The following is an 18,375-nucleotide window of genomic DNA, read 5'->3' on the forward strand; positions in this document are numbered from 1 at the left end:
ATCATATGTACTTGTATTGGAGGAATAATTAATGACTTGGAAATTGAAGCAGTTCCATGAGTTGAGTAAAGAAATGATGTATCAAATTCTAAAGAAGAGAGTGGGTGTGTTCGTAGTAGAGCAGGAATGTCCATACCCTGAAATCGACGGAATCGATGATGATTGTCTACATTTATGGAAAGAAGAAGATGGTGACATCAAAGCGTATTGCAGACTGGTTCCTCCTCAAAAGAAAGGGGAGTACTATGCAATCGGTCGAGTCCTTGTGATTGAGGAGTGTCGTGGAACGGGGCTTGCCCGTGAACTGATGAATCGAGCTATTGACATACTGAAAGAGGAAATCAAAGTAGATGGCATTCAACTGCATGGACAAGAGCATTTACGTTACTTTTATCAATCATTCGGATTCAAAGAAGTTACTGACGTCTATTTGGAAGATGGGATCCCTCACGTAGATATGGTAATGGAGTTGAAAGGCTGATCTTTCTATAGATCAATAATCATTCAAGAGGCTTGGTTTCCTTTACATAGGATGACGCTATCCCCATGAAAAATGCCATCCTGGGCCAGGATGGCATTTTATTATTCGTTATTTTTGAATTTATCAAAACGTTGGAGGGCGTCTTTGAGCGTATCTTCCGAATTATTCAATCCGATCCTCACGTAACCTTCACCGTACGTTCCGAAACCGACGCCCGGAGCGACGAACAGACCGACCTTTTCCAAAAGTTCATCTGCAAATGTTTGAGATGAATACCCTTCCGGTGTTTTCATCCAAACAAAGAAGGAGCCTTTGCAAGGCATGACTTCATATCCGAGCTTTTCTAAACCGCCAACGAAAACGTTTCTTCTCTTTTCGTATGTAGCCGTCAGTTCTTCAACGCACTCTTGGGAATCGAGCAGGGCAGTAGCCGATGCTTCCTGCAAGCCGCCGAAAAGACTGCAGAAATAATGATCCTGGATTTTTTCTAAAGCTTCGATGACGCTTGGATTTCCTACAGCGAAAGCGACGCGCCAGCCTGCCATATTGTAGGTTTTAGACATCGTATAAATTTCAACACCTACATTTTTCGCTCCTGGTACCTGCATGAAACTGAGCGGTTTTTCTCCGTCATAACCGATGGCGCCATAAGCGAAGTCATGCACGACACAAATGTCGTTCTCCTCAGCAAGTTCGATCGTTTCTTCGAAAAACTGCTGGTTTGCCAAAGCGGCTGTCGGGTTATTCGGATAATTAAGGAACATAAGCTTCGATTTTTCCAAAGTTTCCTTATCGAGTTCTCCATAATCAGGCAGAAAATCATTTTCTTCGCGTAGAGGCATGGAGTTCATTTCCCCACCAGCCAGAGCTACGCCCGACCAATAATCGGGATAACCCGGATCCGGAACAAGGGCAATGTCACCGGGATCCAAGAAGCATTGGCTCAATTCTACGAGCCCTGTTTTACTACCAGGCATGATGGCTATCTCAGAACCGGGATCGAGTTCTACATTATAATGACGCTTATAATAAGTGGCCACCGCTTCTTTTAAAAAATCAAAGCCTTGAAATGGAGGGTACTTATGATATACGGGTTTTTCTGCAGCAGTCTGAAGGGAATGGACAATGTGATCGGGTGTCGGTTGATCGGGATTTCCCTGCCCTAAGTTCACTGTGTCATGACCTTTCTTTTGATAATGGTTCAGTTTCTTTACAAGCTCTGCAAAGAATTGGTCCGGTAATCGTTGTATTGTATTGGATTGAGAGAAGCGTTTCATTCTAACCCACCTTATTATTTTTTGAATAATCGAACAACAGATAATAACGTTAGTGTAACATGTTCAGTAGCAGGTAGGGAATAATATGAAAAATTATGTATTTAGAAAGGAGTAGACCAATGAAATTCGTCATTATCGGAGGCGACGCTGCGGGAATGAGTGCAGCGATGCAAATTGTCAGGAACAGTGAAGGTAATCAAATAGTAGCGATAGAAAAGGGAGAAATCACTTCCTATGGCCAGTGTGGACTGCCTTATGTGGTGAGCGGAGATGTAGAATCCCCGGAAGATCTTATAGCTAGAAGCCCGGAGACTTTCAAAGAAAAGTATGGCATAGACGTCCGAACTCTTCACGAAGTGGAAAAAGTCGATTGTGACCATAAGATCGTTTATGGAGTGAACCACAAAAATGGGGAGCTATTCGAAGAATCCTATGATCGTTTATTGATTGCCACTGGTGGATCTCCGGTCATGCCTCCATGGGATGGAAAGGATCTTGAAGGGGTATTTACATTAAAGACGATTCCAGATGTCAAAGAAATTCTGGCTGATATATCCGATCCTGTACATAACGTCACTATTGTGGGTGGAGGTTATATCGGTTTAGAAATGGCAGAAAGCATGAGAGCGATTGGGAAAAATGTGCGTATCATCGACCGGGGGCAGCAGCTGGCGAAAATTTTTGACGAAGACATGGCTGAAATGATCAATGAAGAAGCGGAGAGAAACGAAGTTACTCTGAACTTTGGAGAATCAGTCAAAGAGTTTTCAGGAGAAACCCGCGTGGAGAGTGTCGTTACAGACCATGGAGAGTATGAATCGGATTTCGTTTTAGTTGCTGTTGGAGTGACACCGAACACTTCGTTTCTTGAGGGGACTGGAATTGCGAAAGGCGTCGCTGATGCTATCGAAGTGAATGGATTCATGGAAACGAGCATCATGGATATCTATGCAGCCGGTGACTGTGCTACTCAGTTCCACCGCATTAAACAAAAGTCGGATTACGTCCCTTTAGGAACTCATGCAAACAAACAGGGGCAAGTCGCAGGCTTGAACATGATCAATCAAAGAAAAGTGTTCCAGGGAATTGTAGGGACTTCCATAATCAAATTCTTCGGTTTGACGTTAGGGCGTACAGGGCTCTCTTCCAAAGAACTGAAGCAGGAACATATTCCTTTTCGGACGATAAAAACCGGTTCTACACACGCAGCTGGATATTACTCCAAGGAAGACCCGATGACTTTGAAGTTGTTTTACCATGAAGAATCAAGAAAGCTGCTGGGTGCTCAAATCATAGGAAAACAAGGAGTGGATAAACGGCTGGATGTATTGGGGACGGCTCTTTATAATGAGATGACAATTGATGAACTTACGGATTTAGACCTTGCCTATGCCCCTCCTTATAACAGTGTCTGGGATCCGATTCAACAGGCGGCCCGTAAAGCGAAATGAAGGGAAGAGCATTCTAACCCTTTAGGATGAAAGTTTTGTGATACGATTGGTGGAGGAAGAAAGTACAGGAGGATCTAGTCTAGTGTTGAATAAAGAATTACATCAAAAGGCAGAATCGTTCATCCGTCAATATTATGAAGAGCTTGGTCTTTCCGGAGTAGAGGAAAGGCTTGAACATATTCATCAATCGATCAGAAGTAGAGGTACCTATGACCATACGTATGAAGAACTCGAATATGGAGCAAGAGTCGCTTGGAGGAACAGTAACCGGTGTATAGGGAGATTGTTCTGGAACAGCCTGCAAGTGTTCGATCATCGTCATTTGGAAAACGAAGAAGAAATCCGTGATGCTCTTTTTGAACATATCGATTTTGCTACGAACGAAGGCAGAATCCGCTCGACCATTTCAATTTTTAAACCTAGAGGGGAAAATGAAGAAATAAGAATTTGGAATCATCAGCTTGTTCGTTATGCAGGGTATGAAACAGAAGAAGGGTTGATTGGGGATCCGGCTTCAGTGGAGTTTACGAAGAAGTGCGAAGAGCTTGGATGGAAAGGAGAAGGAAGTCATTTCGATGTGCTTCCGTTGGTGATCCAAGTGAACGACCGAAAACCATCATGGTTCTCCATTCCAAAGGATAAAGTACTGGAGGTTCCGCTTCGCCATCCAGAATTTGAATGGTTTGAAGACTTGGGTCTTCGTTGGTATGCTGTTCCAATTATTTCCGATATGCGCTTGGAAATTGGAGGACTGGATTACACCGCTGCTCCTTTTAATGGATGGTACATGGAAACGGAGATCGGAGCGCGAAACTTAGCTGATGAATTTCGTTATAACCTTTTACCCGCTGTAGCAGAAGGGATGGGGTTGAATATCAAGCGGAATACGTCGCTTTGGAAAGACCGTGCGCTCATTGAATTGAACCAAGCGGTCATCCATTCCTATAAAACCGACAAAGTAAATATCGTCGATCATCATTCAGCGGCCCAGCAATTCAAGCTGTTTGAGAGTAAGGAGCGTAAGTGCGGAAGGGAAGCGACGGGGGACTGGACGTGGCTCATTCCTCCGATTTCTCCTGCATCGACGCATATCTTCCATTCTGCTTATAAAGATCGGATGGACACACCGAACTACTTCTATCAAGAAGCCGCTTATAAAAAAGATTGTAATGAATTTACAGAGGATGGCAATAAATAAAAGCAAGGACGAGGTCAAACTCGTCCTTGCTTTTTTAAGTGTTATAGGTTGTTTATTTTCTCTATTCATATAAGGAAGGACGTCGATCTTGGAAAATCGGAATTTGTTCACGAATCTCTTCGACATCTGATAAATCGACTTCCGCGTATAGAATTTCCTCGTGGCCGCCAGCTTCGGCCACTATATTTCCCCATGGATCGATCACCATAGAATGACCCCCGAACCGGTTATTATCGTCTGAACCTACCCGGTTGCAGGCAATGACGAAGCATTGATTTTCAATGGCACGGCTGATCAACAGGCTGCGCCAATGATCCACCCTGGGCTTCGGCCATTCTGCTACGACAAAAAGAGCTTTGGAACCGTCCAGCATGTGTGTTCTCATCCATTCAGGAAAACGGATGTCATAACAAATGACACCGGCGGCTTTATGGTTCAATATACTGAAGTTCCCTTTGGTATCTCCTGATTCCAAGTACTTTTCCTCATTCATCAGGCGGAAAAGATGAGCTTTTCGGTAGTGAAGGATACGTGTTCCTTCACTGTTATAGCCCACGAGAGTGTTGTAATAGTTTTCTCCCTGCACTTCCGCCACAGATCCTAAAATGGCTAACTTGTATTTTTGGCAGAGTTCTTTCAACAATCGATGGGTAGGACCGTCCATCTTTTCTGCAATCTCATCAAAGCGGCTTAAATCGTACCCGGTAGTCCATAGTTCGGGGAGAACGATCACATCAACTTTTTCCCTTGCCGCTTCTTGAACTTTTCTTTCAGCTTCTGCACGGTTGGCTTCGGGATCGCCAAAAGCGATGTCCATTTGGATGATGGCTATTTTCATCGTCATTGCAGCACCTCGTTCCTTCGTCTTTACCAAGATTATTCCATTTGTATGAAACGTTTTCAAGCATGCTACAATAGAAACAAATACAACGGAGAGGACGAGACGGATGTTCGAATTGTTTCTTCCGATGCTGGAACGTCTCGGCATCATCGTTACGGTTGCCTTCATCATCACTCGTTTCAAGTTTTTCCGGGAGTTGATAGACCGGAAGACATTGAACGTTGAACAGCAATACATGGCAATCGCTTTTTTTGGTTTGTTTGGAATTATCGGCACATACACAGGGATCACCTATGATACGAACTCCCTTGAATTCGGACGGTGGGCCTATGATCTTGGAGAATCAGAAGCGATTGCCAATTCAAGGGTAATCGGTATCGTAGCCGCTGGACTATTCGGTGGCTACAGGATCGGAGCGGGAGCTGGATTGATCGCAGGTCTTCACCGTTTTTCGCTGGGTGGATTTACAGGATTCGCTTGTGGCGTATCAGCGGTGGTGGCAGGAATCATCGCTGGTTTTTTTCATAAAAAAGATCAGCCGCTGAAGTTGAAAACGGCTTTATTGGTCGGAGGTCTCGCTGAAACGATCCAGATGTTCATCATACTGGCAGTCTCACGTCCTTATACACGCGCCTGGGAACTGGTCCAGGAAATAGGGTTGCCTATGATTGCAGCGAACGGAGTCGGTGCTGCTCTGTTTCTATTGATCATCCGTAATGTTCTGAATGAAGAGGAAAAAGCAGGAGCACTTCAAGCTCAAAAAGCATTGAAGCTGGCGGAATCCACCATCGCTTATTTAAGGAAAGGTTTGACGGCTGATTCTGCTCAAAAAGCGTGTCAGATCATCTATGAAAAAGTGGATGTGAGTGCGATATCGATGACGAACCAAGAGACTATCCTGGCCCATGTCGGACAGGCAGATGATCATCATAAATCTGGCGAAACAATATTGACCAATGCCACGCGTCAAGTGATCCATAAAGGTGAGATGGTCGTGGCGAAGCATGAGGACATCAACTGTCAACATCCGAAGTGCCCCTTGGGCGCTGCAGTCATTGCCCCTTTGAAACGCCGGAATGAAGTGGTCGGAACCTTGAAGTTTTATGTTCACTCAGAAAAAGAAATTTCCAATGTTTTATTGGAGTTGATCCAAGGCTTGAGTGCCTTGTTAGGTCAGCAGTTGGAAATTGCAGAAGCAGAAAAAGCACAGGAACTTGCCCGTGAAGCCGAAGTGAAAGCTCTTCAAGCCCAGGTCAATCCGCATTTTCTCTTCAACTCACTCAATGTCATCGTCTCACTTACGCGCAGTGAGCCCAAGCGCGCTCGTTCATTATTGATTGCATTATCCAAGTTTTTCAGACAAAACCTGGGAGCAACGACAAAAACGTGGACGACACTGGAAGAAGAGCTTCGTCATGTGAAATCGTATTTGTTGATCGAAGAAACCAGATTTGTCGATAAACTTCATGTCTCTTATGAAATCGATGATTCTGCTTTGAATGCCAAAATCGCCCCTTTGACGCTGCAGCCTCTAGTGGAAAATTGCATCAAACACGGCATAAATGATCAGCAAAGCGAAGCTGAGATTACTATACGGATTGAAGGTGTGGAAGAGGGTGTGAAAATTGCTGTGATGGATAATGGCAGTGGAATCGACCGAGACCGCTTGAAAGGGCTGGGGGCATCCAAAGTAGATTCCACGAAAGGGACAGGACTGGGGTTATACAATGTTAATAAGAGGTTGGAGCATATGCACGGTGAAAAGGCCAAGCTTCATATAGAGAGTCAACCGGGGCATGGAACCACAATATCTTTCCTGATCCCACACAAAGAAGAGGAGGTGCCGGCTTGAAGGAGAAAATCAGGGCATTAGTTGTCGATGATGAAAGGTTCAGCCGTGAAGAATTGATTTTTCTTTTAAAGAGTTTTGAGTGTATTGAAGTCGTTGGCGAAGCGTCTTCTGGTGATGATGCACTTATGAAGTCTATTCAAATGCATCCGGATGTCCTCTTCTTGGATGTAGAAATGCCTAAAATGACAGGAATGGAAGTAGCCGCTTCACTGCAGGAACTGAAACACGTGCCTTATATCGTTTTTGCTACAGCCCATCCTGATTTCGCTGTTGAAGCATTTAGACACGATGCGGTTGACTATTTATTGAAGCCCTATGAAGAAGAACAGCTGAGTGATGCCATCGAGCGGTTGAAGAAGAAGCTTAGGCCGCAATCACCAGATGAGCTGCAGAGAGTTAAACCTTCTAAGTTAGCAGTGGAAGGAAATGAAGAAATTATTTATTTGGACCCTGATGAAATTGTATACATTTACCGAGAGGATCGTTCTACTAAGATTGTAGGTAAAATTTCTGAGTATGAAACGAAATGGACATTGAAAGAAGTGGAGCAGCGACTTCAGGAGTTCTCTTTTTTCAGGATTCACAAAAGTTATATCGTCAATCTGGATTATGTCGAGAAATTGAGCCCTTGGTTCAACGGGGCCTATCAGCTGGAGCTTCGCGGCATTGAGGAAAAACTATCCGTCAGTCGGAATTATGTCAAAGATTTAAGGGAAAGACTGGAATTGTAAGACCGGCCCAATTTTCGGGCCGGCTTTTTTGCATGTTAAACGCAGATTTCGACATCTTAGACCAAAAGTCCCCTTTTGAAAGCGTTATATTGGTAAGCTTTATGTAAGCGATTACAACGAACGCTAAGGGAGGAAAACACATTGATCACGTTTCTTGTCAGCATTGCTTTATTAGTTGTCGGTTATTTCACGTACGGTAAATATGTTGAAAAAACGTTCGGAGTTAAAGAACGCCAGACGCCTGCGTACTCACATAAAGATGGTGTCGATTATTTACCTATGGGGCAGAAGAGAAATGCCTTGATTCAATTATTGAATATTGCCGGAGTGGGTCCGATTTTCGGTCCGATTCTTGGAGCGCTATATGGTCCGGTCGCATTTTTATGGATCGTATTCGGAGCGATTTTTGCGGGTGCCGTCCATGACTATTTGACTGGTATGATTTCTATTCGAAACCGCGGGGCTCACTTGCCTGAACTGGCGGGTAAATTTTTAGGGAAAGTCATGAAACACGTAGTTAATGCATTTGCAATTTTACTGCTCGTTTTGGTTGGTACTGTGTTTGTGACAGCACCTGCAAACCTGCTGCACAACATGATGAACAGCTGGTTGACGCTGCCGATCATTCTTTTCGCTATTTTTGCTTATTATCTATTGGCGACGATGCTTCCTATCGATAAGATCATCGGTCGTTTTTATCCGATTTTCGGAGCTCTGCTATTGATCAGTGCATTAGGTGTAGGGGCTTCACTAGTCTTTACAGGAGCACCGATTCCGGAGTTGAGCTTCACGAACATGCACCCGGATAATGCACCGATTTTCCCGCTGCTGTTCTTAACGATTTCCTGTGGTGCTCTATCTGGTTTCCACGCCACACAATCACCGATCATTTCCCGTACAACGCAACAGGAGAAACAAGGTCGTCGAATCTTTTACGGCATGATGATCGCAGAAGGTATCATTGCAATGATTTGGGCCGCTGCGGCGATGAGCCTGTTCAACGGTTCAGCTGGATTAAACGAAATCCTTGCTAATGGTGGACCTGCGGCAGTTGTAAGTGAAGTTTCTATTTCTATGCTTGGTGCTATTGGTGGTACGCTTGCTGTCCTTGGTGTCATCATTCTGCCTATCACATCAGGGGATACGGCGTTCCGAAGTGCACGTATGATCATTGCAGATTACTTGAAAGTTTCACAGAAAAAAGTGGCAAGCCGTATGTGGATTGCGGTACCAATGTTCGTCGTTTCATTCATTCTTACAAAGATTGACTTTACGCTGTTGTGGAGATATTTCTCCTGGGCAAACCAATCGACAGCTGCCATCGCTTTGTGGGTAGGAGCCATGTACTTGTTCTTATCTAGAAAGAACTACTTCATTGCTGCAGTACCTGCGACATTCATTACGATGGCCACATTCACGTATATTCTGAATGCTCCGATAGGTTTCGGATTATCATTGAATGCATCTTATATCCTTGCTGCAATCATTACCCTGGCGGTAGTTACAGCCTTCTTCCTAGCCGCCCGTCGTGGTTTACAACGAGAGATTCCTCTTGAAGAAGAGTTGAAGTCGACCGCCTGATGGGATGCTGCAGCCCGAACTATCATAAACAAGTAGAAGAACAAGAGGAGCAGATCAATGATCAAGGGTCTGAACGCATTCCTCTTTGGCTGAAGCTTTCGAGCGGGATAATTGTCCTTGCAGCGATTGGATTCTATATTTTTTAAAAGCAGCACCCACCAAAAGTTCTGGTGGGTGTTGTTTATTTTTATTGTTTGGCTCTGTTAATACTTAATGTTGTTATTTCACATCCCGTCACACTATTTCCGTAGAAGAATTAGTGTGACGGGATGTGAACTAGTAAGAAATCGTTTAAATATAAACAATCTACTTTAACAGAGCCTGTTGATTATTAAAGAGTGTGTTCGGTGGTTTTCCTGCGTGGAACTCTGCTTCATAGACTGAACGTTCATACACACTTTAAATCATTCTCTTATTGCATAAGAGGATTGTATAAAGGGTATGGATAGAGTAGAAAGGAGAGGTTGGATGAACTCTGAAGTTATTGAAGAAAATGGACGTTTTTATATAGGTGATCCTGAACATCCGAAGGCATATCTCGCCTTTGAACATGAAGGAGACACAATGACGATTACAAGCACTGTCGTCGATCCAAATGAAAGGAACCAGGGTCTTGGAACAGAATTAGTGGATTATGCAGTAAATTATGCGCGCAAGCATAAGTTGAATATAGATCCTGTTTGTTCGTTCGCTAGAGAGATCATCAAGGAGACGCCTGAATATCATGTAGTCTGGAACGGATAGGAAAACCGGGAGGAGAGATGTTTATGGCCTTAGTTCGACAATTGAAAGAAAATGACCTTATGTACTTCACCCGTTATGCAATTGATTTTTTTCATGCAATTTATAAAGACCTGCCCTCTGAACATTCACTGGATGAAAGACTGAGACATCGGAAATACTGGGCGGCGGATCAATTCATGAATGACAGTCCTGACCAGAAGGTATTTGTAGTGGAAGTGGAAGGGAAAGTCGTAGGATATATCATGGGCATCATTGAAGCGGATGAAAATGAAGGTCGAACAGGTACTCTACAAGAATTGTTCGTTGATGAATTTTACCGAAGAGAAGGTCTTGGAACAGAACTATGTAAGCATATGTTTGAGTGGTTCTGGTCCCATAACATATCCACCATCCAATTGAGTCTCGAGGCGGGACACCCGAAAGTACATGCTTTTATGGAAAGCGTCGGGTTCATTACCGTCAGGACTAAATATGAATACAAGAAAGAGTAATCATTCCGTATAAAAAAGGAAGGAGGGCCTTTTAATGAAAAAAGCCATGATTATTGTAAACCCTTCTTCTGGGCGGGAAGAAGCAGTCAATTACATCGATCGAATTGAAGAAATATTGAAAGAAAAGAGCTATGACGTCATCGTATCGATGACAGAAAAAGAATTAGACGCCACCAGGTTCTGCCAAGATGCCTGTAAGCAGGAATTTGATCTTGTTGTTTCATTAGGTGGGGATGGAACATTGAATGAAACCATCAATGGAATGGTGGATCAAGAGCACCGTCCTGTTTTAGCAATCATTCCTTTAGGGACAGTCAATGATTTTGCCCGTGCGCTGCAAATTCCACTTGACCCTGCGGAGGCAGTCGAGTTCCTGCGCTCCGACCGTACAAAATCGGTGGACATAGGAAAGTTCAATGATCGATATTTCGTTAACATCGTAGCCGTAGGATCCGTGGCAGAAGCTACATATGAGGTGACACCCGAACAAAAGACGAAGTTTGGTCCTCTTGCATATGTGATGGAAGGATTCAAAACTTTAAAAGCCAAACGGAGTTATCCGCTTAGGATCGAATACGAGGATAAGGCGTGGGAAGGAGACTCCTTCTTATTTCTTGCTGCCTTGACGAATTCTACAGGAGGCATTAAAAGCCTTGCCCCTGAAGCTGAAGTGAATGATGGGCATCTGCATTGTTATGTCATTAAAGATGTCAGTATGCTTCGGCTGGCATCCATCGTATCCTCCATTCTGCAAGGGAATTTGAAAAATGAGGATCAGGTGGAGTATTTCGCAACCAAAAACCTTCATATCTCTTCTCCAGATCAATTGACGACCAACGTCGATGGAGAAGAGGGAGACCCTTTACCCGCTGCCATTGAAGTGAAGCCGGCTCACATACAAGTGATCGTCAAATAAGAACTAAATAAAAACTGGATCAAGCTTAAGCGCTTGATCCAGTTTTTGATTGTTTTCACGCTAATTGTTTCTGAAGAAACTGAATATACCAAAGAATATGATGACAAATGAAAAGACCGCAGCTGCGATGATTCCCACGTACTTAAACAATTCGCTGAAAAATTCACCGACATTTTCATCAGATAAGAAAATCAGTGCAAATCCAGAGAGGACAGCCAAAAAATAAAGCCACACTTTCGAATCGTTTTTGAAGTCCATTATTATCCACCTCCTTTTAAAACCAATATATGCTCGGTTTATTTTCAATATTTATCAATAGAGAAAAAAATTGTATGTCTGTTGGTAAAGGAGGTTGACGCTTTTTATATCCAGCATTTTGCACAAAAAAAATCCCCTTTTTGAATGATCAAAAAGGGGATGGTATCGCTCCTTCGATTGAAGGGAGACTTACCATGAAATCTACAGGTCTATTTTTCCTGGCGGGGAAAAATAGATACTAGGGTGATTCGACGTAAGAGACAAAAGAGAGTACCAAAGCGTCGCACTTCAGACCAGAATGTGCAGCAATAAACTAACCATAAAATAGGGCATAGAGGACCCTTTTATGGTGTTTGATGCTGCATTTTCTCTTTTGATAATTTCATTGTACCATTTCATCCCCCTGGTCTGCTTTGGGAAAAAAATGATGGAAAGTGGTCATTCATTTAAGGTTTTCGTCAGAGATTTTCACAAGTTTTTCTTTTATTTGGAAGAAAACACGGCTAATTAAGTGTTGTTGTAAAAAGATGGATAGGTTACTATGTAAGTAATCATTGAGGGTGAGGTGGACAGATGGACGTGAATAAGATGAATCATTGGATGCACTTGCAAGTCATGTCGATGTTCAGTGGAAATTCTTTTGACAGCACTTCAAGCCGAATGCGGGATTTGACTTTCCAAAGTATACTGGAAGCAACAATGGCTTCACATCTGGAAAATGGTCAATCGAGGACTTCCGTTAAACCTGCCAAATTCGGTACCTTTAACCAAACTCCACTCATACATACGTATACAATTGATAAGGTTGAAAAGTCAGGGGCTGACGATGCTCCAACGACAGTTGACCAAATCATAGACAAAGCAGCAGATCGTTATGGAGTCGACCGGCAGTTGATCCGATCGGTGGTCCGTGCTGAGTCAAATTTCAAATCGAATGCTGTCAGCCACGCAGGGGCACAGGGATTGATGCAGTTGATGCCCGCAACCGCCAAGGGACTCGGGGTTATGGATCCTTTTGATCCGGAACAAAATGTCATGGGCGGGACGAAATATTTGAAACAAATGCTCGACCGTTATGATGGAGATGAAAAGCTGGCTCTTGCTGCTTACAACGCAGGACCAGGAAATGTGGACAAATATGGAGGCATCCCGCCATTCCAAGAAACGGAGAATTATGTCCGTAAAATATTGGGGTGAGGCTCGATATTAAAGAGCCGCCAATCAACAAATAACTTTGCAAAAAAGACCTCGCCACCTTAACGGGTGACAAGGTCTTTTTTATTTATCAGGCTCGATTTCCCGGCTCATCTGCATGTATTGATTGAAAACACGTGTCATTTCTTTCAAGCGGTTTCGGACATCTTCATCAATCAATTCTCCCTGCGTGGAAAAATGGTTCGTGTGGGTGTAAACATAGTTTGGGGTCACCATACAACGGAAATAATTCAAAATCGGTTTCAATTGATTTTCGATGACCAAATGGTGCTGAAGGGTGCCACCGTTAGCCACTATTGAGACTGGTTTGTATCTCATGGCAAGTGGAGAAACAGCATCGAAGAGATTTTTCAGTGTTCCTGGGATCGATCCTTGGAAAATAGGTGTCGCAATGACGTAAGCATCCGCATCTTCCACTTCTTTAATCAACGTCTGCATATCTTCATTGTACTGTTCGGCTGGGCGCCCATCCACAAACTGCATTTCATAGTTTTCTAAATCGATGATCTTAGTGTCGTGACTCTGTGGAAGTTTTTCAATATATTTATCTATCTCTTCAAGTAAAGTCCGTGTTTTTTTACCGACGATCGTACCATTTAACAATAAAATCTTCATGATATGGTTCTCCCCTTCAATTTCTTCAGGTGTTTTTTATGTAATCTCTCATTCCTATGGTTCCCATTAAAAAGAAAAAAACTATGATGTGAACAGGTGTTAAACCGCCCAACTTTTATTCTTATGTTAAAGCATACGCATTATTTAAGCAATTGTGACTAAAGGGGGTAGTCTCCAGAAGAAAAGGGTATGGATAAGCAGAATGGTTTGGAAGGAGTGAATGGTCGTGTTACGCTTGTGGCGAAGAATCAAGTTCGTGTTCAATATCAGAAAATCGATTCCTTTCCTCGTTCGATTCTTCCGTTCAGAGGAAGTAAGTGGGAAAAAGAAATGGATATCAGTCACTTTTCTGATTGCTTATATTTTATTCCCATGGGATATCATCCCGGATTTTCTAGTATTCTTCGGTCTTCTGGATGATGTGGCGGTTTTCACCTATATCATGCAATGGATGGTAAAGGTAGCACCACCGTCGCTCGTCGACGAACTTGATATGAAACAGGATTAAACAGGTTTAAGGATTCTTTAACAGAGGTAAGAAGTAAAGAATGAAAAAATTTTGAGGAGTGATTTGGATGAGTAAAGTATTATTTACTTCAAGCGCAACAACTCAAGGCGGAAGAAATGGACACGTGAAATCTGACGACGGTTTGATTGATCTTAATCTGGTTATGCCGGGTGAGAGTGATGAAAAAGGGACGAACCCTGAACAACTATTTGCTGCTACATATTCCGCGTGCTACGATGGTGCGCTTAATCTTGTAGCCAGCAATAAAAAGAAAGAAATTGAATCTGAAATCACTGCAGATGTCAGCTTATTGAAAGATGAAGCTGACAATGGTTTCAAAATCGGAGTAGTCTTGAACATCAAAGTGAAAGGCGTCTCCCAGGAAGAAGCGGAAGAACTGGCTCAGGAAGCTCATAAGGTCTGCCCATATTCTAAAGCGACAAGAGGAAATGTCGACGTGGAATTGAAACCTCAAGCTGTATAATACAAAGCCAAAGACTCCAGAATAAAATCTGGAGTCTTTTTTTATTGACTTATTATTCTTGTAAGGACCAGGTCATTCGTAATAATGGAAAGGACCGTCACAATGATTGAGGAGAGAGTGTTTCATTTCATATTTCATACCTGAATATGGTATTTTATAGTCGAAGGAGAGGACAATCATGAAAATTACCGATCAAGCACGCGATTTGTTACATCAGATCTTAGAAGATGAAGAAGGTGGCTGCTTACGACTATTTTTTGCAGGGTATGGATGTGGAGAACCTGATATCGGAATGACGATCGGTGAGCCGCAAGCGGATGATGAACTCCATCATATCAATTCCATTCCCGTCGCCATCGACCGGAGAATTGTCCATTTGACTGAAAAACTGACGATAGAAGGAAAAGCGACTATGGAAGGGCCTAAGTTTCAAATGCTTGGCCTGCCTGAAAAAGACTGTTGAGCTCAAAGCCCACGCTGACCCTTGTGGGCTTTTTTATTTGGAATCTCACCGACATGGCTGCATCTTAGATTCCAGTTAACCAAAATGACATAAAAGATTTTGATATGCTGAAGAAGCAATATCAAAAATAGAAAGGATTTTTAACATCATGATGGCTCCAGGACATCAAGTCGTAGGATTTACATTCGGGGTTGGTGCTTTGACATTGCTCCCTCAGTTAGGAATCGTAACAGAAAGACCATTCCAAACTGTGCTTTTTTTATTGTTTGTCATGTTCGGGTCTTTACTTCCGGATATCGATACGCCTGCATCAAAGCTTGGACAAAAGTTTTGGAGAGGATTAATGACAATATTTGCTGCTTCACTCTTGATATATTTGTTCATACCAGAATATATCGGCCGCTACAGAGAAGAAGTGAAAGTGTTTGTCATGCTTTTGCTGCCTGTTTTGATCATGATTCGGGGGCACCGTAAAATGACACATTCTCTACTGTTTGTAGGCGTATTAATCGTTTACAGCATCATTTTGCAGCAGGTGTTCATGATTCCATGGCTTTATTTGAGTGGTTTGATTGTTGGGGTCGTTTCCCATTTGTTTGCGGATTACATAACTGTGAAAGGCATTCCGTTAGCGTATCCACTTTCTAAAAAACATGTGCAGTTTATATTAACGTTCAAGACTGGATCCGATATGGAGCGTTTAGTGGTATTCAGCTTGATTGTATGGAATGTATGGTTTTTGACTTCTACTATTTTTTGATTACATAAATGCTTGGACTTTAAGTTGGAACTTCAATACACTAGTGGTAAAGAATCTTCATTATAAGACACTTGCAAAGGGAGGGAAGAAACATGAAGAAGCGGTTCAATCTTTTTATAGCAGTCACAGTCATGGTATTAGGAATAGTTATAAGCGGTAGTTCTCATTCATCTTTCGACCTGCAAGGGAGCTTATCAGAAGACAGCATAGAAAACATCTATTCATTCGATCGAACAGAGGCGAATGATCCAGGAGATTCCGGGATTGGATGAACCTAGTAAAAAAAGCGGCCACCGGTTGAAGGTGACCGCTTTTTTTAATGTTCGCTGCTCTGTGTAACCGATTCTTTTCGAATCATCTTTGTAAATGCATACACGAACAAAATGATGACAACAGTAAACGGCAGGGCAGAGACGAGGGAAGCGGTTTGTAAGGCGTTCAATCCGCCAGCCACAAGGAGTACCCCGGCAATGGCCGCCATTAAAACTCCCCAAATAATCTTGATAGGAAGCGCGGGGGTCAGACTGCCATTCGTCGTCATACTTGCCAGGATATAAGTGGCAGAATCTGCTGAAGTGATCAGGAAGGTGGCGATCAGCAAGATGGACAATAAAGATAGAATTTCTGTCATCGGCAGATGCTGATAGGTTTCGAATAACGCAACGGTCACATCGTTGTTGACGGCTTTTGCGATTTCCGTCCCTTGGTTCAAGTCACTATTCAATGCAGTTCCTCCGAAAGTAGCAATCCAAAAGCATGCAATGGCAGGTGGGACTACTAGTACACCGAAAATGAACTGTCTGATGGACCGTCCACGGGAAACGCGTGCAACAAAAGCCCCTACGAACGGAGACCATGCAATGACCCAGGCCCAATAAAAGATCGTCCATTCTCTTAACCAGCTTCCGCCTTCATAAGGGGTCAGGCGCAAGCTGTAACCGACAAAGTTTGAAATATAATCACCAATCCCGAGAGTGAAACTATTCAGGATGAAAACTGTAGGACCCGCAATGAAGACAAAGGTAAGTAATAGGAGGCAGAGTCCCAGGTTGATGTTACTCAACCATTTGATCCCTTTATTGAGTCCGGTGCTGGATGAGATTAAGTATAGACCTAATAGGACGCCTGTAATCATGAGCTGAACCCAGATGCTGTTCGGCACATCGAATACGGCTTTTAATCCGCCATTCATTTGCAGGATTCCAAGTCCCAGTGAAGTGGCGACTCCCATGACAGTTGCGATTACTGCTAAAGAATCGATCGTATGTTTCACCGTTTTTTTCTTTCCAAGAACCGGCTCAAGTGCAGTAGAAACCAGACCGTTTTTGTTTTTCCTGAATTGCAGGTATGCAATCAGCAATCCTACAATCGCGAAAACGGACCATTGGTTCACTCCCCAATGGAAAAATGCGTACCCCATCGCTACCCGCGCGGCTTCTTCCGTTTGGGCGTTCAACTCTGAAAAAGGAGTGGTGAAGAAGTGGCTCATCGGTTCGGCTACACCCCAAAATACGAGGCCCGCCCCGAATCCCGCAGAAAATAACATTCCGATCCATGTAAAAAAAGGGTATTCGGGTTCGGAGTCTGGAGGACCGATTTTGATTTTGCCATATTTACTTAAAGCCAGGGCGACAAGAAAGATGACAAATCCGAATACAGACAATAAATAGAACCATCCGAAGTTAACAGTGGTAAACTGGAATAAAGTCGTCGCTACACTTCCGAATCCACTTGGGTTGAATGCTCCAAGAATAACAAGGATGAACACGATGGAAGCGGATATGATAAATACAGGGTTCTTCAATTGTCTCTTCATAAAATCTCCTTTCTTAAAATTTATTTAATCAGTGGATTTATTCCCTTTAATTTCCTTTTGAAAACATTTACAAAGGGCCTTTACACGAATGACGAAGGAGGGACGTCATGTTTGATGAATGTCTGTATTTGAAAAACTGGATGAACCAATATAGTGGTAGGTGGTGGATTGCCGGCGGGTGGGCTGTAGACCTTCACATCGGAGAACAAACCAGGGAACATAAAGATATAGAAATAGCCATTTTCCGAGAGGACCAGCGCCTACTTCTTCCCCAGTTGTCAGGATGGGAAGCCGTTTATATGAAAGATAAGAGCCCGGTTCCCTGGGACAAGGAACAATGGCTTTCTCCTCCACTTCATGAAATTCATGCTTTCAGTGGAGAGGGGATGGAGATAGAGTTTTTACTGAATGAAAAGAAACACGACAGGTGGAAGTTCAGAAGGAATGAAAAAATCACTTTTCCCATTACTAGAATGAACCTCCAATCAGAGCAGGGAATTCCTTATTTGAACCCTGAAATTGTCTTGTTGCACAAAGCGAAGCATACGAGAGAAAGGGACCTCGAGGATTTTGACAACATTTTTGTATACTTGAACGAACATCAAAAGGAATGGTTGAAACAATCCTTGATGCATCATCACCCTCATCATCAATGGCTGGAAAGATTATTGTATTAAACTATAAAGGAGGTCA

The 18,375-nt window shown here is 43.1% G+C and carries 22 protein-coding genes; 17 read left to right on the forward strand and 5 right to left on the reverse strand.

What is annotated here, in order from left to right:
* Window positions 1–31 precede the first annotated feature (31 nt).
* Window positions 32–481, forward strand: a complete 450-nt coding sequence (locus LCL89_RS13535; RefSeq protein ID WP_224810530.1) for a GNAT family N-acetyltransferase — start codon at window positions 32–34, stop codon at window positions 479–481.
* Window positions 482–582: 101 nt separating this feature from the next.
* Here the strand turns inward: LCL89_RS13535 and LCL89_RS13540 are convergent, their stop codons facing one another.
* Entirely contained in the window at window positions 583–1,758 is a 1,176-nt protein-coding gene (locus tag LCL89_RS13540) for a pyridoxal phosphate-dependent aminotransferase (RefSeq protein ID WP_224810531.1), read from the reverse strand.
* Window positions 1,759–1,877: 119 nt separating this feature from the next.
* Between LCL89_RS13540 and LCL89_RS13545 the strand changes: the two genes are divergently transcribed.
* Together LCL89_RS13545 and LCL89_RS13550 are read left to right on the forward strand one after the other, a co-directional pair.
* A complete protein-coding gene (locus LCL89_RS13545; RefSeq protein WP_224810532.1) occupies window positions 1,878–3,209 on the forward strand; it encodes an FAD-dependent oxidoreductase in 1,332 nt (443 codons plus the stop codon).
* Between the two features lie 46 nt (window positions 3,210–3,255).
* Entirely contained in the window at window positions 3,256–4,407 is a 1,152-nt protein-coding gene (locus tag LCL89_RS13550; RefSeq protein ID WP_263620727.1) for a nitric oxide synthase oxygenase, read from the forward strand.
* A gap of 61 nt (window positions 4,408–4,468) precedes the next feature.
* Here the strand turns inward: LCL89_RS13550 and LCL89_RS13555 are convergent, their stop codons facing one another.
* Entirely contained in the window at window positions 4,469–5,251 is a 783-nt protein-coding gene (locus LCL89_RS13555) for a carbon-nitrogen family hydrolase (protein WP_224810578.1), read from the reverse strand.
* A gap of 103 nt (window positions 5,252–5,354) precedes the next feature.
* Between LCL89_RS13555 and LCL89_RS13560 the strand changes: the two genes are divergently transcribed.
* From LCL89_RS13560 to LCL89_RS13590, 7 genes are all read left to right on the forward strand, one after another.
* A complete protein-coding gene (locus LCL89_RS13560; protein ID WP_224810533.1) occupies window positions 5,355–7,100 on the forward strand; it encodes a sensor histidine kinase in 1,746 nt (581 codons plus the stop codon).
* Window positions 7,097–7,831, forward strand: coding sequence for a LytR/AlgR family response regulator transcription factor (locus tag LCL89_RS13565; protein WP_224810534.1), 735 nt, complete (start codon window positions 7,097–7,099; stop codon window positions 7,829–7,831). Before LCL89_RS13560 ends, LCL89_RS13565 begins: the two co-directional genes overlap by 4 nt.
* A 141-nt stretch (window positions 7,832–7,972) precedes the next feature.
* Window positions 7,973–9,412 (forward strand): carbon starvation CstA family protein, encoded by a 1,440-nt coding sequence (locus LCL89_RS13570; protein WP_224810535.1) that lies wholly within the window; start codon window positions 7,973–7,975, stop codon window positions 9,410–9,412.
* Window positions 9,412–9,558: a hypothetical protein gene (locus LCL89_RS13575; RefSeq protein WP_197318247.1), complete on the forward strand. Its 147-nt coding sequence runs from the start codon at window positions 9,412–9,414 to the stop codon at window positions 9,556–9,558. The genes LCL89_RS13570 and LCL89_RS13575 overlap by 1 nt, the downstream gene beginning before the upstream one ends.
* A 295-nt stretch (window positions 9,559–9,853) precedes the next feature.
* Window positions 9,854–10,156 (forward strand): GNAT family N-acetyltransferase, encoded by a 303-nt coding sequence (locus LCL89_RS13580; protein ID WP_224810536.1) that lies wholly within the window; start codon window positions 9,854–9,856, stop codon window positions 10,154–10,156.
* Window positions 10,157–10,179: 23 nt separating this feature from the next.
* Complete coding sequence (locus tag LCL89_RS13585) at window positions 10,180–10,647, forward strand: GNAT family N-acetyltransferase (protein ID WP_224810537.1); 468 nt, start codon at window positions 10,180–10,182, stop codon at window positions 10,645–10,647.
* Between the two features lie 34 nt (window positions 10,648–10,681).
* Window positions 10,682–11,563 (forward strand): diacylglycerol/lipid kinase family protein, encoded by an 882-nt coding sequence (locus tag LCL89_RS13590; RefSeq protein WP_224810538.1) that lies wholly within the window; start codon window positions 10,682–10,684, stop codon window positions 11,561–11,563.
* Between the two features lie 60 nt (window positions 11,564–11,623).
* Here LCL89_RS13590 and LCL89_RS13595 read toward each other — a convergent pair whose 3' ends face one another.
* Complete coding sequence (locus LCL89_RS13595) at window positions 11,624–11,821, reverse strand: hypothetical protein (RefSeq protein WP_197318243.1); 198 nt, start codon at window positions 11,819–11,821, stop codon at window positions 11,624–11,626.
* A gap of 588 nt (window positions 11,822–12,409) precedes the next feature.
* On the opposite strand from LCL89_RS13595, the gene LCL89_RS16850 reads away from it, so the two are divergent.
* Window positions 12,410–13,018, forward strand: coding sequence for a lytic transglycosylase domain-containing protein (locus tag LCL89_RS16850; protein WP_318245626.1), 609 nt, complete (start codon window positions 12,410–12,412; stop codon window positions 13,016–13,018).
* Between the two features lie 81 nt (window positions 13,019–13,099).
* On the opposite strand, the gene LCL89_RS13605 is transcribed toward LCL89_RS16850, so the two are convergent.
* Window positions 13,100–13,651 (reverse strand): NADPH-dependent FMN reductase, encoded by a 552-nt coding sequence (locus LCL89_RS13605; protein WP_224810539.1) that lies wholly within the window; start codon window positions 13,649–13,651, stop codon window positions 13,100–13,102.
* A gap of 220 nt (window positions 13,652–13,871) precedes the next feature.
* Between LCL89_RS13605 and LCL89_RS13610 the strand changes: the two genes are divergently transcribed.
* From LCL89_RS13610 to LCL89_RS13630, 5 genes are all read left to right on the forward strand, one after another.
* Window positions 13,872–14,159: a YkvA family protein gene (locus tag LCL89_RS13610; RefSeq protein WP_224810540.1), complete on the forward strand. Its 288-nt coding sequence runs from the start codon at window positions 13,872–13,874 to the stop codon at window positions 14,157–14,159.
* Between the two features lie 67 nt (window positions 14,160–14,226).
* Complete coding sequence (locus LCL89_RS13615; RefSeq protein WP_197318240.1) at window positions 14,227–14,643, forward strand: organic hydroperoxide resistance protein; 417 nt, start codon at window positions 14,227–14,229, stop codon at window positions 14,641–14,643.
* A 178-nt stretch (window positions 14,644–14,821) separates the two neighbouring features.
* Entirely contained in the window at window positions 14,822–15,106 is a 285-nt protein-coding gene (locus LCL89_RS13620; RefSeq protein WP_224810541.1) for an iron-sulfur cluster assembly accessory protein, read from the forward strand.
* Window positions 15,107–15,254: 148 nt separating this feature from the next.
* Window positions 15,255–15,866, forward strand: a complete 612-nt coding sequence (locus tag LCL89_RS13625; RefSeq protein ID WP_224810542.1) for a metal-dependent hydrolase — start codon at window positions 15,255–15,257, stop codon at window positions 15,864–15,866.
* A 92-nt stretch (window positions 15,867–15,958) separates the two neighbouring features.
* Window positions 15,959–16,138, forward strand: coding sequence for a hypothetical protein (locus LCL89_RS13630; RefSeq protein WP_224810543.1), 180 nt, complete (start codon window positions 15,959–15,961; stop codon window positions 16,136–16,138).
* Window positions 16,139–16,182: 44 nt separating this feature from the next.
* Here LCL89_RS13630 and LCL89_RS13635 read toward each other — a convergent pair whose 3' ends face one another.
* On the reverse strand, window positions 16,183–17,682 hold the full coding sequence (locus tag LCL89_RS13635; RefSeq protein ID WP_197318236.1) for a BCCT family transporter: 1,500 nt from the start codon (window positions 17,680–17,682) through the stop codon (window positions 16,183–16,185).
* A 107-nt stretch (window positions 17,683–17,789) separates the two neighbouring features.
* Here LCL89_RS13635 and LCL89_RS13640 point away from each other — a divergent pair, with 107 nt between their 5' ends.
* Window positions 17,790–18,359, forward strand: a complete 570-nt coding sequence (locus LCL89_RS13640; RefSeq protein WP_224810544.1) for a nucleotidyltransferase domain-containing protein — start codon at window positions 17,790–17,792, stop codon at window positions 18,357–18,359.
* Window positions 18,360–18,375: the final 16 nt, after the last annotated feature.

The organism is Halobacillus yeomjeoni, assembly GCF_020171525.1.
Classification (GTDB): Bacteria; Bacillota; Bacilli; order Bacillales; family Halobacillaceae; genus Halobacillus; species Halobacillus yeomjeoni.